The following is a 15,753-nucleotide window of genomic DNA, read 5'->3' as shown; positions in this document are numbered from 1 at the left end:
TCAGACCCCCAGGTAAGCTTCGCGGATGCGGGGATCGGCCACCAGCTCGGCGGACGGCCCCGACATGGTGATGCGGCCGGTCTCCATGACATAGCCGCGATCGGAAATCTTGAGCGCGCCGTAGGCATTCTGCTCCACGAGGAGAACCGTGACGCCGCGCGCCTTCAACTCCTCCACGGTGTCGAAGATCTGCTTCTGCAGGAGCGGTGCGAGGCCCATGGACGGCTCGTCGAGAAGAAGACAGGCCGGGCGGGACATCAGCGCGCGGCCGATGGCGAGCATCTGCTGCTGCCCTCCCGAGAGGCCCCCCGCGGGCAGGTGGCGCTTTTCCCCGAGGATGGGAAACATCTCGTAGGCTTCGGCGATATCCTCCCGCGTGGCGCCCTTCCGGCTGTAACCGCCGAGGCGCAGGTTCTCCTCCACCGAAAGATTGGTGAAGATCTGCCGGCCCTCGGGAGAGTGGCCGAGACCGAGGCCGGCGCGCTTGTGCGGCGCGGCGGTCAAGGGCTCGCCCCTGAACCGGATGCTGCCGCCCGAAATCGGTTGCACACCGGACAGGCAGCGCAGGAGCGTCGTCTTGCCGGCGCCGTTCGCGCCGATGACGCTCACGATCTCCCCCTCCGCGACCTCGAGGTCGATGCCGTGCAGGACCTCGATCCTGCCATAGCGGGTGGTCAGGTTCTCAACCTTCAGCATGGAGCGCCTCCTCACCATCCGCGCCCAGATAGGCGGCGATGACCTCGGGGTTCTGCGAGACCTGCTCCGGCGGACCTTCGGCGATCTTGCGGCCCTGATCGAGAACGACGACGTGGTTCGAGATCTTCATCACCAGCTTCATGTCATGCTCCACGAGGAGGATGGCGATGCCCTCCCCGGCCAGTTCGGCGATCAGTGCGTCGATCTCCTCCGTCTCCACCGCGTTGCAGCCGGCGGCGGGCTCGTCGAGAAGCAGGATCTTCGGATCCACCGCCAGCGCCCGGGCGATCTCGAGACGCTTGAGCTGGCCGTAGGAGAGGTTCCCCGCCTCCTCCTCGGCCAGATCGCCGAGCCGCACCCGCTCCAAGAGTTTCATCGCCCCGTCCCTCGCGAAGGTCGCCCGGCGGCGGACGGAGGGCAGGCCGAGGAGGTCGGCCCAGACAGAACCGCGCTCCCGCAGGTGGAAGCCCGCGACGGCGTTGTCGAGCACGGACATCTCGTGGAAGATCTGGAGGTTCTGGAACGTCCGGGCGAGGCCCATCGGAGCCAGCTTGTCCGGCGTCTGGCCTGTGACCTCGACCCCGTTCAGGTGAACCGTGCCGCGGCCGGGCAGGTAGACGCCGGAGATCATGTTGAACAGCGTCGTCTTGCCGGCGCCGTTCGGGCCGATGACGGAGACGATCTCCCCCGCCGGCACGGCGAAGGACACGTCGTCCACCGCCTTGAGCCCGCCGAAGGTGATGCCGAGGCCGGAGACGTCGAGAAGGCTCATTTGCGGGTCCTCCTCAGGCGACGCGCGATTGAGGGCAGAAGGCCCTGCGGCATGAAGATCATCACCGTGACCATGATGACCCCGAGGACGACCTGTTCGTAATCGGCCAGTACGGTCAGCACCTGCGGCAGGAGGGTCAGGATCGCGGCGCCGAAGATGCCGCCCATGACCGAGCCTGCGCCCCCGAGGACCGCCATGGTGACGAGTTCGATGGAATGCATGAAGCCCGCCACGTCCGGCGTGATGTAGCGGTTCTGGAGCGCCAGGAGCGAGCCGGACACGGAGGCGAAGACCGCGGAGATGACGAAGGCGACGAGCTTCTGCCGGGCAACGTCAATGCCGAGGGTGCGGGAGGCGATCTCGGAGCCGTGCAGCGCCCGCATCGCCCGCCCGGTCGGACTGTCCCGCAGGTTCAGCGCGATCCACGCGCCGATCAGAAGCGCGATGCCGCAGACGCCATACCAGAACTCGCCGCCCGACACGCGCCAGCCGAGGTCGCGAAGCAGGTCGCGGAGGCCGAGCTCCTCAACCGCCATCCCGTCCGGACCCCCCGTCAGGGCGCGTTCGTTCTGGATGGTCATTGCGACGAGAATGCCGAAGCCGAGCGTCGCGACGGCGAGGTAATAGCCCTTGAGCCTGAGGATCGGCCGGCCGATCAGCGCCGCGATCCCGGCGGACAGCACCGCCCCCAGAAGGAGCGCGAGTGCCGGATGCAGGCCGAACTGCTCCGGAGCCAGCGCGCAGGCATAGGCGCCGATCCCGGCGAAGCCCGCGTGACCGAGGCTGATCTGCCCGGCGAAGCCGATCAGGATGACGAGACCGAGCACCGCGATCCCGTTGACGAAGACGAGAGCGCCGATCCGGTAATAGTAGCCGGAGGGAAAGAAGACCGGCAGGATCGCGATGAGAGCGGCGAGGATCGCCAGCTGAATCCACTTGGACATCCGCTTACACCCTCTCCGCCGCGGTCTTGCCGAAGAGGCCTTGCGGCATCACGAACAGCACCCCGAGGATGACGATGAAGGCAACGGCGTCCTTGTATTGCGAACTGAGATATCCCGCGGTCAGCGCCTCGAGGAGGCCGAGCACCAGACCACCGACGAGGGCCCCCTTGGGATTTCCCATGCCACCGAGCATCGCGCCGGCGAAGCCCTTGAGCGCAAGGGCCACCCCCACGTCGTAGGAGACGAGCGTGATCGGCGTGACGAGGACGCCCGCGAGCGCGCCGATGGCGGCGGAGAGCGCGAAGGACAGCGTCATGATGCCGCCGGTGTCGATGCCGACGAGCTGCGCGGCGAGGCGGTTGTTCGCCGTCGCGAGCACGGCCTTGCCCATGAGCGTGCGGGTGAAGAACAGCCAGAGTGCGACGAAGACGGCCAGCGCGCCGAGGATCACCCAGATCGACTGGGGCAGGATCGTCGCGCCCATGACCTCGATGGGGGCATCGCCGCTGAAGGCGGGATAGCGGTGGATCTGCTTGTCGAAGACGAGTTGCGCCGCCCCCTGAATCAGGATCGAGGCGCCGATGGTGATGATGATGATCGAGATCACCGGTGCGCCGCGGGCGGGCTCGATCGCCAGCTTGTTCAGTGCGACGCCGACAAGGGACGTCAGCGCGATGGCGATGAGCGCGGCGGCCCAGAGCGGCAGGCCGGCATCATGCGCGAACCACGTGATCATCCCGCCCAGCATGACGAATTCGCCCTGGGCGAAGTTCACCACGTCCGAGGCATTGTAGATGATCGTGAACCCGAGCGCGACGAGCGCGTAGACCGCGCCGACCGTCAGACCGGAAAAGACGAACTGCAGAAAGGCGTCCATGGACGTCTCCACTGAAGGTGGGGATGTGGCGAAACCGGAGAAGCCCGGCGGGGATCATGTCCCGCCGGGCGGAGGTCGTTCAGGGCGCCCCGTTACTCGACGGAGGACCAGCCGCCATCCGTGATCTCGAGCATCCGGAAGGCGGAGAGGTCGAGGCCCAGATGGTCCTCTTCGCTCATCGTGTAGGTGCCGGTGGTGCCGACGAGGCCGTCCGTCGCCTCGAGCGCGTCGCGGATCGCGTCCGGATCGTCCGACCCCGCCTCGCGGATGGCATTGGTCATGAGCAGGAACGCGTCATGGGCATAGCCGCCGAAGGTGGAGGGGGCCTCTCCGTACTGCTCGCGGTAGGCATCGTTGTAGGAAGTCACGACCTCCCGCTGCGGGTCGCCCTCTTCGAGAAGGTCCGCGATCAGGAGCGCCGTGCCCGGCAGGCGAACCCCTTCGGATTCAGACGCACCGGCAAGCTCGATGAACGCATCGGAGGCGACGCCGTGGCTCTGGTAGAACGGCGTGTCGATGCCGAGCTGGCTGTAGTTCCGCGTCACGATGGCAGGACCCTGGCCAAAGCCGGGATTGAGGATCGCGTCGATCCCGTCCGTGTTGCGGATGCGGGTGAGCTGCGGGGTCATGTCCGCATCCTGCGGCCCGTAGGTCTCGTCCGCCGCGATCTCGATGTCGTAGTCGCCGGCGACCTCCTTGCACTGGGCCTGCATCGACGCGCCGAAGCCGTCGGTCCCGGAGATCATGCCGATGGTGGTGAAGCCCCTCGCCTGCATGTCCTCGAAGATCTTCTCGCACGCCATGCGGTCGGTATGCGGCGTCTTGAAGACGTACTCGCGCACCGGATCGATGATCTGGATCGCGCCGGCGAGGGAGATGAACGGGATGCCCTCGTCCTCGGCGAGCGAGGCGATGGACATGGTCGTGCCCGTGGTCGAGCCACCGATGATGGCCACGACCTCGTCATCCTCGATCAGGCGGGTGGCGAAGGTGCGGGCCTGGTTCGGATCGCCGCCGTCGTCGTAGAGGATCAGCTCGACCTCCTCGCCGTCGATGCCGCCTTCTTCGTTGAGCTGCTCGACGAGCATCTCGAGGGTCTTCGCCTCGGGGTCGCCGAGAAAGGCCGCGCCCCCCGTGGCGGACAGGCTCGCGCCGAGCCGGATCTCGGCTCCCGCGGTGCCGGCCGCCGCGATGGCGGCACAGGTCAGCAGGGCTGTGGTTGTACGGATCGTCATGTCGTCTCCTCCCATGTCAGACAGTCGTAAGTCAGGCGTTCCAGTGTCAGGCGTGCTTCGGGGCCTCCGGCCACCGGACCATCGCGCGCCGGAAGCGCGGCGCGACGAAGGCCGTATCTGTCAGGCTCGCGTTGCCGGCCGGGTTCCCTCCGGTGATATGAAAATCGGAAAACGCCGCCGATTGGTTCACGTAGATCCCGCCGGTGAGGTTCACCGAGAGATTGACCCCGGCTCGTGCGAAGGCGCGGGACGCGCGGTCGATCTCCCCCTCGTCCCGCGAGTAGAGCGCGGCCGTGATCGCACCTTTCGAGGCCGCGATGCCGGACGCCGCCGAAATCGCCGCTTCCCCGTCGTCGCAGGGAATGAGGAACGCGACGGGGCCGAAGCACTCGTCCTCCTGCGGGCCCTCGGGCCCGTCCACCGCCACGAGCCAGGGCGTCGCGCTCCTGCCATGCCCGGTCTCGCCGCCGGAGCGGATCACCCGCCCGGCACTGGCGGCCTCCGCGGCGCGCTCGGCAACCTCCGGGCGGACGATGGCGCCGCATATCTGGGCGGCCGCATCGCGGTCCTCCAGCAGCGCGTCGATGGCCTGAGCGAGCCCTGCGCCCACCTCGTCGAACGTCTTCGGCCCCTCGTCCGTCTCGATCCCTCCGCGAGGGACGTAGACGTTCTGCGGCGAGGTACACATCTGCCCCGAGTAGAGCGACAGGCTGAAGGCGAGGTTCGCGCACATGCCCCGGAAATCGTCCGTGCCGAGGATCGTGACGGAATTCACTCCAGTCTCCTCGCTGAAGAAGAGCGCCTGTCCGGCATACCGACGGATCCAGGAGGCGAAGGTACCGGAGCCGGTGTAATCCACGATCCGCGTCGCGGAATGCGTGACCAGGTCCTCGGTGATCTCTGCGCCCCGCTCGTCTGCAGCCAGAAGCACCGCATCGCGCGGCAGGTCCGCCTCCGCCAGGACGTCGCGCAGCACACGAACGGTCAGCGCAAGCGGTAGGATCGCGCCCGGATGAGGCTTGACGATAACCGTGTTGCCGGTGGCGAGGCTGGCGAAGAGGCCGGGATAGCCGTTCCAGTTCGGGAAGGTGTTGCAGCCGATGGTAAGGGCGACGCCGCGCGGCACGATGTGCCACTGCTTGCGGATGACGATGGGCGGGCGCTTGCCCTGCGGCTTCTCCCAAAGGGCCTCGGCGGCATGTCGGGTCAGCTCGTCATAGGCGGCGGCAACGGCCTCGAGGCCGCGATCCTGTGCATGCGGTCCGCCGGCCTGGAACGCCATCGGGAAGGCCTGCCCTGTCGTGTGCTCCGTCGCGTGGCCAAGCAGGAAACTCATCGCGTTCAGCCGTGTCAGCGCCTCGAGGCAGACGCCGATCCGCGTCTCTACGGGCGCTTCGGACCAGACGTCGAACGCCGATTCGGACGCTTCGATCAGGGTGTCTGGGCAGGCGGCGGGATAGGTGATGCCAAGCGCACCGCCCCAGGGAGAGACTTCGCCTCCGACGCGGCGCTCCTCGGGATGACCGGCGATCTCGAACGGCGTATCCTTCAGGGCGGCGAACGCCTCTGCCCCGTCCGTCCGCGCGCTCTCGCCGTAGATCTTGCCGCTCGGGATCTCTGGAAACGGCGTCCAGAACGCACGCGCCTTCGAGGCCTCGACCGCGCGCGACAGCAGATCGCCATGACGACTCATGAAATCAGCCATGTCTCCTCCCTCTCCAATAACATTATTGACCGAACGGTCGGTTTATGCAAGTTTCATTTTGGCCTTGCCGAGCGAGGTGGGAGGAGACCCATGACACCAGAAGATACCGTCCTCACGGCGGTCGAGGACGGCGTGCTGCGCCTGACCCTCAACCGTCCGGACAAGCTGAATTCGTTCAATGAAGACATGCACCGCGCCCTTTACGCGGGCTTCGAACGGGCCAGGGACGACGACGCTATCCACGCCGTTCTCCTGACCGGATCCGGCCGCGGCTTCTCCGCCGGGCAGGACCTCGGGGACCGCGATCCCCGCAAAGGGCGCGCCGATCTCGGCCACACCATCGAGACCTTCTACAACCCGCTGCTCCGGCTGATCCGATCGCTTGAGAAGCCTGTGATCTGCGCGGTGAACGGCGTCGCGGCGGGCGCCGGGGCGAACATCGCTTTCGCGTGCGACATCGTTCTCGCGGCGCAATCGGCGAAGTTCATCGAAGCCTTCGCGAAGATCGGTCTCGTCCCCGATTCCGGCGGAACGTGGTGGCTGCCGCGGATCCTCGGCGAGCCGCGTGCGAAGGCGCTGGCTCTGACCGCTGAGCCGCTCATGGCCGATCAGGCCGCGGAGTGGGGCCTGATCTGGCGCGCCGTGCCGGACGAGACGCTGATGGACGAGGCGACCGCGCTCGCCGGCAAGCTCGCCGCGGGCCCGACCGTCGGCCTTGGCCTCACCAAGCGCCTGATCCAGGACGCCGCGACGAACGATCTGGATACCCAGCTCGATCTCGAACGGGACGCTCAGCGCGAGGCGGGCAACTCGGACGATTATGCCGAGGGCGTCACCGCCTTTCTCGAAAAGCGCGCGCCTGCGTTCCGGGGCCGCTGAGATGGCGGATCACGAGACGGACCCCCAGGCCCTCGCCGAAGCCTGCGCCGCCGCGATGTGGCGGTCCGATCCCGCATCGCAGGCCCTCGGGATGCAGATCGAGCGCATCGCACCGGGCGAGGCGACCCTGTCGATGACCGCGACGGAAGCCATGGGCAACGGCCATGGCACGCTCCACGGCGGCTACATCTTCACGCTGGCGGACAGCGCCTTCGCCTTCGCCTGCAACACCTACGACGTCAGGACCGTCGCGCAGCACTGCTCCGTCAGCTTCCTGCGTCCCGGCATCGTCGGCGAGCGGCTGACGGCGACGGCACGCGAGGTCGCCCGGACCGGTCGCACCGGCATCTACGACATCCGCGTCGCCCGCAGCGACGGGACGGTCGTTGCCGAGTTCCGCGGGCACTCCCGCAGCCTCGGCCAGCCCATTCTGGAGGAGGATGACACCATGACAGGGAGTCCGACATGATGGACCTGACCCCCGATCCCGGCCTGCTCGACCCGATCGAGACGGCGAGCCGCGACGAGATCGCGACCCTGCAGGAGAGCCGCCTGCGCTGGTCGCTCTCTCACGCCTACGAGAACTCCCCGTTCTTCCGGAAGAAGTTCGACGAGGCGGGCGTTCATCCGGACGATTTCCGGACGCTGGCGGATCTCGCGAAGTTCCCCTTCACCACCAAGCAGGACCTCAGGGACAACTACCCCTTCGGGATGTTCGCCGTCCCCCGGGAGAAGCTGTCGCGCATCCACGCCTCGTCGGGCACGACGGGCAAGCCCACCGTCGTTGGCTATACCCCCAAGGACATCGACAACTGGGCCGACCTCGTCGCCCGGTCGATCCGGGCCTCGGGCGGGCGCGCCGGCGACATCTGCCACGTCGCCTACGGCTACGGGCTCTTCACAGGCGGCCTCGGCGCGCATTACGGCGCGGAGCGGCTCGGCTGCACCGTAATCCCGATCTCGGGCGGCATGACGGAGCGGCAGGTCACGCTGATCCAGGACTTCAAGCCCCGGATCATCATGGTGACGCCGTCCTACATGCTCTCCATCCTCGACGAGTTCCGCCGCCAGGGTATCGATCCACGTGAAACTTCGCTCGAGGTCGGCATCTTCGGCGCAGAGCCCTGGACCAACGAGATGCGCCGCGAGATCGAGGACCTCTTCGACATGCACGCGGTCGACATCTACGGCCTCTCGGAGGTCATGGGCCCCGGCGTCGCCAACGAATGCGTCGAGACCAAGGACGGGCTGCACATCTGGGAAGATCACTTCTACCCGGAGATCATCGACCCCGAGACGGGAGAGGTTTTGCCGGACGGCGAGATGGGGGAGCTGGTCTTCACGACGCTCACCAAGGAAGGCCTGCCGATGGTGCGCTACCGGACGCGGGACCTCACGCGCCTCCTGCCCGGCACCGCGCGCTCCATGCGCCGGATGGAGAAGGTCACCGGACGTTCGGACGACATGATCATCCTGCGCGGCGTCAATGTCTTCCCCACGCAGATCGAGGAGCAGCTCTTCAAGTGCAAGGGTCTCGCGCCGCACTTCCAGATCGAGCTGGTGAAGAAGGGGCGGATGGATGCGATGATCGTCCATGTCGAGTGCCTGCCCGATAGCGCCCACGAAGGCGCCCGTTCCGCATCCGCGCAGGAGCTGGCGCATCACATCAAGTCCGTCGTCGGCATCTCCACCGAGGTCCGCGTGCACGATCCCGAGGGCGTCGCACGATCCCAGGGCAAGGCGCAGCGGGTCCTCGATTCCCGCAAAAGCTGACGCCGGACTGGCCTATCGCCGGCGCGGGGGATAGCACACCCCGGCGCCGGCGCGACGAATGGAAGAACGGCTGATGGCAAGAACGAGAGCGAGCGATTTCGAGGAGAAACAGCGGATCCTCCTGAAGGAGGCCGCCCATGTCTTCGCGAGCCAGGGAATGGACAAGGCGTCCATGTCCCAGATCGCCAAGGAGGCGGGCGTTTCGAAGTCGCTCCTCTATCACTACTATCCCTCCAAGGATGCCCTGATCTTCGCGATCATCCTCGATCACCTGGAGCGGATGGAGGCGACGCTGGCCTCGCTCACCGATAACGGGGAGGCGCCGAAGGCGCGCCTGCGCATGCTCATCGGCACGACGCTGGAGGTCTACCGGGGCGCCGACGACGAGCATAAGGTCCAGCTCAATGCCGGTCCGGCGCTGACCGACGCGCAGCAGGCCCAGATCAGGACGCTCGAACGCAGGATCGTGGCCCATTTCTCTGCCGTGATCCTGCAGATCAACCCGGACCTCGTGACCCCCGAGCGGTCCCTGCTGATGCCGGTCACCATGTCCCTCTTCGGAATGATGAACTGGGTCTACATGTGGTTCCGGGAAGGCGGCGCGATCACCCGCGACGAATATGCGGACGTCGCGACGACGCTGATCCTCGAAGGCGTCAAGGCCGTTCGATGAAGCCCCGCCGCTCCAGCACCAGCGGATCGTAATCAGGGGCCTCGGCGCGCTTCCGCCCCGCCTCCACGGCGCTTAGGGGCTCGGCCACCGTCAGGCGATCCCGCGCGTCGCGGGCGAGCTGGCGATACACCCCGGTCCCCTGCCGCTTCCACGCGATCTCCTCCTCGGTCAGCTCCCGCAGCACCTTTGCGGGCGAGCCCACCGCCATGGTGCGGGGCGGAATGACCTGACCCGCCTTCACGAAGGCCTGCGCCCCGAGGATGGCGCTTTCGCCGAGCACGGCCTCGTCCATCACCACGGAATTCATGCCGACGAGCGCGTTCCGCCCGATAAGGCAGCCATGCAGGATCGCGCCGTGGCCGACATGCCCCTCCTCCTCGACCACCACGTCCTTGCCGGGAAAGGCATGGCAGACGCAGGTCTCCTGCAGGTTGGAGCCGGGCTTCAGCTCCACTCGCCCGAAATCGCCGCGCAGCACCGCGCCGGGGCCGACATAGCATTGGGCCCCGACGATCACGTCACCGATCAGGATCGCGGCAGGATGGACGAAGGCGGCCGGGTCGATGACCGGCCTGATCCCGTCCCAGGCATAGACCTGCGGGGTCACGCCTCCTCCTGCATCGGCCAGGTCTTCGCCACCATCGTGAGGACGTCGTACTCCGCGACGGTCTCATCGTCTTGGTTGGTCACGAGGCAATCCCATCGGACCTCACCATGCTCAGCGCTCTCGCGCGGATTGATCGCCTTGCAGGTCAGTCGGACCCGGAGCGTGTCCCCGAAATAGACTGGCGTCATGAAGCGCAGGTTGTCGACGCCGTAATTGGCCAGAACCGGCCCCGGCTCCGGCGACACGAACAGACCCGCCGCGAAGGAGGCGATCAGGTAGCCATGGGCCACGCGGTCGTCGAAGAACGGGTTCGCCTTCGCCGCGTCGCTGTCCATGTGGGCGTAGAACGTATCGCCGGTGAACTCGGCGAAGTGCTCCACGTCCTCTTGCGTGACTTCCCGAGCGTCCGTGAGGACCTGATCGCCGATCCGGAGCTCCGCAAGGGATTTGCGGAAGGGATGAACGTCCGCCCGCGACGGAGCGCCCGAAACCCATTCGCCGGTGATCGCGGCAATCATTTCGGGCGTTCCCTGAACGGCGGTGCGCTGCATGAAATGCTTCACGCCGCGCATGCCGCCCATCTCCTCGCCGCCACCTGCGCGCCCCGGCCCGCCATGGATCAGGGGAGCAAGCGGGGACCCGTGGCCCGTGGACGTCTTCGCCGAGCCGCGATTGCCGACGAGGACGCGGCCATGCCAGGGCGCCATCCCGAGCGTGACCTCCCGCGCCACCTCCGCATCGTTGGTGAAGAGGGAGGAGACAAGGGAGCCCCTGCCCTTCCGGGCCAGCTGGATCGCCTCGTCCACGTCCTCATAGGGAAGGATCGTCGCGACCGGGCCGAACGCTTCGACCTCGTGGACCGCTACGGCCTCCATCGGAGAAGCGCAGCGCAGCAGAATCGGACCCAGGAACGCGCCTTTCTGCGGGTCTCCCGACTCGACCCGGACCTCGCCCGGATCGCCGAAGACGATCTCCGCCTCGGCACGAAGCCGCTCGACCTGAGCCCGAACCGCGTCCCTCTCGCCGAGGCTGACGAGCGCCCCCATGCGCGCGCCGTCGGCATCGGGAAGGCCCGGCTGCGTCTTGCCGAGCCGCTCCTTCAGGGCGTCGATCACAGCATCCTCGAGCGCCGCGGGCACGATGACGCGGCGGATGGCCGTGCATTTCTGCCCCGCCTTCGCCGTCATCTCGTTCGACACCTCGCGGATGAAGAGGGCGAACTCCTCGCTCTCCGGTCCTGCATCTGGCCCGAGGATCGCGGCATTCAGGCTGTCCGCCTCCATCGTGAAGCGCACGGAATTCTCGACGATCGCGGGATGGGTCCGCAGCTTGCGGCCCGTCCCCGCCGAGCCGGTGAAGGTCACCGCGTCCTGCGGCATGACGTGATCCAGAAGATCGCCCGCCGAACCGCACAAAAGCTGGAGCGCCCCGTCCGGCAGGATCTCCATCTCGAGCATGGCACGCACGACACTCTCGGTGAGGAACGCCGTCTGCGAGCCGGGCTTCACGAGGCAGGGGACGCCAGCGATCAGCGCCGGCGCGATCTTCTCCAGCATCCCCCAGACGGGGAAGTTGAAGGCGTTGATGTGGATCGCGACGCCCTCGAGCGGGCTCAGGATATGCCGCGCGACGAAGGAGCCGTCCTTCGAAAGCATCTCCACCGGCCCCTCGGGAAGGACGTGTGCGTTCGGCCATTCGCGGCGCGCCCGGGATGCGAAGGTCAGAAGGGTGCCGATGCCGCCGTCGATGTCGACGAACCCGTCCCGCCGGGTCGCGCCGGTCCGGAAGTTCTCCTGGTAGAAGTCTTCCTTCCGCTCCATCAGCTTCAAGCCGATTTCCTTGAGCATCAGCGCGCGCTCGTGGATCGTCAAGCGGCGGAGCGCCGGCCCGCCGACCTCGCGCCCCCACTGAAGCGCCGCGCCGCGATCCAGGCCATCCGCGCCGATATAGGCGACGGTCTCTCCCGTTGCGGCGTCGGCGAGCGGCTTGCCCTCTCCATCCCCGGCGGACCAGCGGCCGGACAGGTAGCTCTCCAGCCGGCGCGGGGCTGCGGATACGTCGAACATCTGATCTCTCCCTTAAATATCGAGGCCGAGCGCGGCCAGGCGGCTTTGCGCCTCGTCCCGCCACGCGCGCCGCAGCTCGCCGCCGGAGCGGTGCCGCAAGCCCATCTGGCGCAGCCGCTCGTAGCGATCCGACGCATCGGGCCCGAACGTCTCCTCCACGCGCGGATGCCAGTAGGCGACGGAGGCGCGGGCCGCCTCGCGGCCGGCATCATCCGAGACGATCCGCTCCAGCCCCTCGAGGCCGAGCTCCATGTGCCGACGCTCCCGCGGGGCGATGTCCCGGATCTGCTCGGCGAACGGCGCATAGGATGCCCGCTCCATTTCGGAGAGGTGCTGCATCGTGGCGAGGCCCATGAGCACGTTCATCACGACCGCATCCGTCCAGCTCTCCAGCGGGTAGTTGAAGACGGACAGGCGCATGTCGAGGCCCTGACGCTCCGGATCGAGCCGGACCTCTCGATCGGTGCGCGCCGCCCAGTCGTGAACGCTGTTGTAGCGCGATTTGTCGGTCCCGAACTCTTCCATCACGTCGAGCACGCGCTCCGCGTGGTCGGCCTTCTCGAGAACGATGCGGGACGCCGCGATCCTCTCCTTGATGCCCGGCGCCCAGTTGATCGCGCCCGCGAACCCGGCGGAGCCGGCAAGCTCGCTGTCCACGAAGGACGACATCATGCGCAGGAGCTCGCCGCGGTAGCGCGGCGGCACGTTGTCCGGCGAGGTCAGCTTTCCGCCGCGGGCGAGGTAGTCGCCGAGGGGCGCGGTTTCGCCTGCGGGCTCGAACTCATTCGTCATAGCTGAGAACCACCTTTTCGGAGAGCGGTATGCACTGGCAGGAGAGCACGTAGCCCGCGCGGACCTCGTAATCCTCGAGCGCCTGGTTCTGCATCATCTCCACCTCGCCCTCGAGCACCTTGGCCCGGCAGGTGGAGCAGACGCCGGCCTTGCACGAATAAGGCGCGTCCATCGCGTTCTCGAGCGCGGCATCGAGGATTGCGGTGCCGTCCTTCGGCATCTCGAAACTCCGCGTCGTGCCGTCGAGGGTGACCGTGACGGCGCAGCTCTCCCCCGCCTGCGCCTCCTGCTTCGAGACGGCGCGTTGCTTGGCACGGCCGGGCTGCGAGGAGGCGAACAGCTCGTACTTGATGCGGTCTTCCGAGATCCCGTGCGCCTTCAGCGCCTCGGCGATGGTCAGCATCATGCCCTCGGGGCCACAGATGAACGCCTGGTCTACCGTGTCGGCGTCGATCCAGTGGCGGAAGAGCCCCTCCATCTTCTCCGCGTCAATCCGGCCGGAGAAGAGGTCGATATCCTGGCTCTCCCCGCCGAGGACATGGAGCACGGAGAACCGCCCGAGATAGGTGTTCTTCAGATCCTCCAGCTCCTCGCGGAACATGATCGAGCTGATCTGGCTGTTGGAATAGACCAGCGTCACCCGCGCGCGAGGCTCCCGCGCCAGCACCGTCTTGACGATGGAGAGGACCGGGGTGATCCCCGATCCGCCGGCGAAGGCGAGGTAGTGGCGGTCCGTCGAAGCGTCGAGCTCGGTGTGGAACTTGCCCATGGGCGGCATCGCCTCGAGCGTGTCGCCCGGTTTCAGCTCCTCGTTGACCCAGGTGGAGAAGGCACCGCCGTCCACCCGCTTGATCCCGACGCGCAGCTGCCCGTCATCGAGGCCGGAGCAGATGGAGTAGGAGCGGCGCAGCTCCTCTCCGTCGAAATCCCGGCGGAAGGTGAGGTATTGTCCCTGCACGAAGTCGAAGGCCTCTTCGGCCCCCTCCTGCGGCGCGAGGGTGAGGACGACGGCGTCGCGGGTCTCGCGGCGGATGTCGGTGACGGTCAGCGAATGAAAGCGGGGCATGGGCTCAGATGCACTTGAAATAATCGAAGGGTTCGAGGCAGTCGCGGCATCGCCACGCGGCCTTGCAGGGCGTCGAGCCGAACTGGCTCACGCGCTCGGTGTGGAGCGATCCGCAGCGCGGACAGGCGACGTCGAGGCTCGACCGCCCCTCCAGCCGCGCCACGCGCTGCGCGCGCTGATCGGGCGTGCCCGTGCCCTCGATGGGCGGGGCTATGCCGTACTCGCGCAGTTTCTCGCGGCCCTCGTCCGACAGCCACTGCGTCGTCCATGGCGGCGACAGGCGCCGTTCGAGACGGATGTTCTCGACGCCCTTTTCCTGCAGATGGCTCTCGATGGCGAAGTTGATCACGGCGACGGCCGGGCAGCCCGAATAGGTCGGCGTGACGGCGACGACGAGCGTGTCCCCCTCCCACCGGACCTCGCGGACGATGCCGAGATCGACGACGGAGATGACGGGGATTTCGGGATCCTCGACCTCCGACAGCCAGTCCCAGATCTCCGCCTCGGAGGGCAACGTGCCCAGCATTACCAGCTCGCTCCGGGGTACGCCCGCTGGAGGAACTGCATCTCGGCCAGAAGGAAGCCCAGATGCTCGGTATGCCGGCCGCTCCGCCCGCCCGTATGGACGTGGCCCTTGGCCTCGGGCACCTCCAGCGTCGCCTCCCGCAGGACCTCGCCCACGGTCTCGTCCCAGGCCGCGCGCAGATCCTCGGGATCCGGCGCGATCCCTTCGGCGATGACGGCCTTGTCCACCCCGTCGCTCTCGAACAGCTCGCCTGTATAGGGCCAGTAGAGCGCAAGGGCCGCCCCCATCCTGCGGTGGCTTTCCTCGCTCCCGTCGCCGAGGCGGATCACCAGATCCGAGGAGCGTTCGAGGTGGTAATGCACTTCCTTCAGCGCCTTGGCCGCGATCTCCGCCACGCGGGGAGAGGTCGACTCCGTCAGCCGCGAAAGCATCGCGTGGTGCCAGGCGTCGAAGAGGAACTCCCGCATCAGCGTCTCGCCGATGTCGCCGCGGGGCAACTCCAGAAGCTGCACGTTCCGGAACCGCATCGCGTCCCTGAGATAGGCGAGCTTGTCCGCATCGCGGCCCTCGTCCTCCACCTCCGCGGCGAGGCCGAGCCACAGCTGCGCATGACCGATGAGATCGAGCGCGGTGTTGGCCAGCGCGATGTCCTCCTCGAGCGCAGGCCCCTTGCCGCACCATTCGGAGAGGCGGTGACCGGCGATGAGGGCATTGTCCCCCATCCGGCAGAGCCAGTCGAAAAAGGCGGGCTTCAGATCGACATTCTGAACGTGTGGATCATGGTGCTGCTGCTCGGCGGCACGCAGCGCGAGCTCCTCCACGTTCGTCGCGTTCATGTCGGGAAGGGATGGCATTACATGTGCCCCACTTCGTCGGGAATGTCATAGAAGGTCGGGTGGCGGTACACCTTGTCCTCCGCCGGATCGAAGAGCGGCCCCTTCTCGGACGGGGAGGAGGCGGAGATCTCGGATGATTTCACCACCCAGATCGACACGCCTTCCTTGCGGCGGGTGTAGACGTCACGCGCATTCGAGATCGCCATTTCCGCATCGGGCGCATGGAGGCTGCCCACGTGACGGTGGTTCAGCCCGTGCTGCCCGCGGATGAAGATCTCCCAGAGCGGCCATTCCTTGGACATGTCG

The 15,753-nt window shown here is 67.2% G+C and carries 17 protein-coding genes; 4 read left to right on the top strand and 13 right to left on the bottom strand.

What is annotated here, in order from left to right:
* The 6 genes from DQG15_RS15695 to paaN form a co-directional block, all read right to left on the bottom strand.
* Complete coding sequence (locus DQG15_RS15695) at positions 1-696, bottom strand: ABC transporter ATP-binding protein (protein WP_116086865.1); 696 nt, start codon at positions 694-696, stop codon at positions 1-3.
* Positions 683-1,468, bottom strand: coding sequence for an ABC transporter ATP-binding protein (locus tag DQG15_RS15690; RefSeq protein WP_116086863.1), 786 nt, complete (start codon positions 1,466-1,468; stop codon positions 683-685). The genes DQG15_RS15695 and DQG15_RS15690 overlap by 14 nt, the downstream gene beginning before the upstream one ends.
* Positions 1,465-2,412, bottom strand: coding sequence for a branched-chain amino acid ABC transporter permease (locus tag DQG15_RS15685; RefSeq protein WP_116086861.1), 948 nt, complete (start codon positions 2,410-2,412; stop codon positions 1,465-1,467). Before DQG15_RS15685 ends, DQG15_RS15690 begins: the two co-directional genes overlap by 4 nt.
* A gap of 4 nt (positions 2,413-2,416) precedes the next feature.
* Positions 2,417-3,289, bottom strand: a complete 873-nt coding sequence (locus tag DQG15_RS15680; RefSeq protein WP_116086859.1) for a branched-chain amino acid ABC transporter permease — start codon at positions 3,287-3,289, stop codon at positions 2,417-2,419.
* Positions 3,290-3,381: 92 nt separating this feature from the next.
* Complete coding sequence (locus DQG15_RS15675) at positions 3,382-4,524, bottom strand: ABC transporter substrate-binding protein (RefSeq protein WP_116086856.1); 1,143 nt, start codon at positions 4,522-4,524, stop codon at positions 3,382-3,384.
* 46 nt (positions 4,525-4,570) lie between these two features.
* The gene (paaN, locus tag DQG15_RS15670; RefSeq protein ID WP_116086854.1) at positions 4,571-6,229 is read right to left on the bottom strand and encodes a phenylacetic acid degradation protein PaaN; all 1,659 of its coding nucleotides are present in this window, start codon (positions 6,227-6,229) and stop codon (positions 4,571-4,573) included.
* Positions 6,230-6,319: 90 nt separating this feature from the next.
* Here paaN and paaG point away from each other — a divergent pair, with 90 nt between their 5' ends.
* The 4 genes from paaG to DQG15_RS15650 all read left to right on the top strand — a co-directional run bounded on the left by paaG (position 6,320) and on the right by DQG15_RS15650 (position 9,554).
* Positions 6,320-7,108 carry a 2-(1,2-epoxy-1,2-dihydrophenyl)acetyl-CoA isomerase PaaG gene (gene paaG / locus DQG15_RS15665; protein ID WP_116086852.1) on the top strand — a complete coding sequence of 263 codons (789 nt, stop codon included), beginning with the start codon at positions 6,320-6,322 and terminating at the stop codon, positions 7,106-7,108.
* A 1-nt stretch (position 7,109) separates the two neighbouring features.
* On the top strand, positions 7,110-7,577 hold the full coding sequence (gene paaI / locus DQG15_RS15660) for a hydroxyphenylacetyl-CoA thioesterase PaaI (protein WP_116086850.1): 468 nt from the start codon (positions 7,110-7,112) through the stop codon (positions 7,575-7,577).
* A complete protein-coding gene (gene paaK / locus DQG15_RS15655; RefSeq protein WP_116086848.1) occupies positions 7,574-8,881 on the top strand; it encodes a phenylacetate--CoA ligase PaaK in 1,308 nt (435 codons plus the stop codon). The genes paaI and paaK overlap by 4 nt, the downstream gene beginning before the upstream one ends.
* Before the next feature lie 73 nt (positions 8,882-8,954).
* Positions 8,955-9,554: a TetR/AcrR family transcriptional regulator gene (locus DQG15_RS15650; protein WP_116087259.1), complete on the top strand. Its 600-nt coding sequence runs from the start codon at positions 8,955-8,957 to the stop codon at positions 9,552-9,554.
* Here the strand turns inward: DQG15_RS15650 and DQG15_RS15645 are convergent.
* From DQG15_RS15645 to paaB, 7 genes are read right to left on the bottom strand one after another with little or no spacing between them, the layout of a single operon-like run.
* Complete coding sequence (locus DQG15_RS15645; protein ID WP_116086846.1) at positions 9,538-10,161, bottom strand: transferase hexapeptide repeat family protein; 624 nt, start codon at positions 10,159-10,161, stop codon at positions 9,538-9,540. The two genes, DQG15_RS15650 and DQG15_RS15645, sit on opposite strands and share 17 nt — an antisense overlap.
* The gene (paaZ, locus tag DQG15_RS15640; RefSeq protein ID WP_116086844.1) at positions 10,158-12,227 is read right to left on the bottom strand and encodes a phenylacetic acid degradation bifunctional protein PaaZ; all 2,070 of its coding nucleotides are present in this window, start codon (positions 12,225-12,227) and stop codon (positions 10,158-10,160) included. The genes DQG15_RS15645 and paaZ overlap by 4 nt, the downstream gene beginning before the upstream one ends.
* A gap of 12 nt (positions 12,228-12,239) precedes the next feature.
* The gene (locus DQG15_RS15635; protein WP_116086841.1) at positions 12,240-13,019 is read right to left on the bottom strand and encodes a Phenylacetic acid catabolic protein; all 780 of its coding nucleotides are present in this window, start codon (positions 13,017-13,019) and stop codon (positions 12,240-12,242) included.
* The gene (gene paaE / locus DQG15_RS15630; RefSeq protein ID WP_116086839.1) at positions 13,009-14,085 is read right to left on the bottom strand and encodes a 1,2-phenylacetyl-CoA epoxidase subunit PaaE; all 1,077 of its coding nucleotides are present in this window, start codon (positions 14,083-14,085) and stop codon (positions 13,009-13,011) included. Before paaE ends, DQG15_RS15635 begins: the two co-directional genes overlap by 11 nt.
* Before the next feature lie 4 nt (positions 14,086-14,089).
* Positions 14,090-14,611: a 1,2-phenylacetyl-CoA epoxidase subunit PaaD gene (gene paaD / locus DQG15_RS15625; RefSeq protein ID WP_116086837.1), complete on the bottom strand. Its 522-nt coding sequence runs from the start codon at positions 14,609-14,611 to the stop codon at positions 14,090-14,092.
* Positions 14,611-15,465, bottom strand: coding sequence for a 1,2-phenylacetyl-CoA epoxidase subunit PaaC (paaC, locus tag DQG15_RS15620; RefSeq protein ID WP_116086835.1), 855 nt, complete (start codon positions 15,463-15,465; stop codon positions 14,611-14,613). The genes paaD and paaC overlap by 1 nt, the downstream gene beginning before the upstream one ends.
* Entirely contained in the window at positions 15,465-15,749 is a 285-nt protein-coding gene (gene paaB / locus DQG15_RS15615; RefSeq protein WP_116086833.1) for a 1,2-phenylacetyl-CoA epoxidase subunit PaaB, read from the bottom strand. The genes paaC and paaB overlap by 1 nt, the downstream gene beginning before the upstream one ends.
* Positions 15,750-15,753: the final 4 nt, after the last annotated feature.

This window comes from Tropicimonas sp. IMCC34011, from assembly GCF_003390865.1.
Classification (GTDB): domain Bacteria; phylum Pseudomonadota; class Alphaproteobacteria; order Rhodobacterales; family Rhodobacteraceae; genus Tropicimonas_B.
This window is presented reverse-complemented; position numbering and strand designations above follow the sequence as displayed.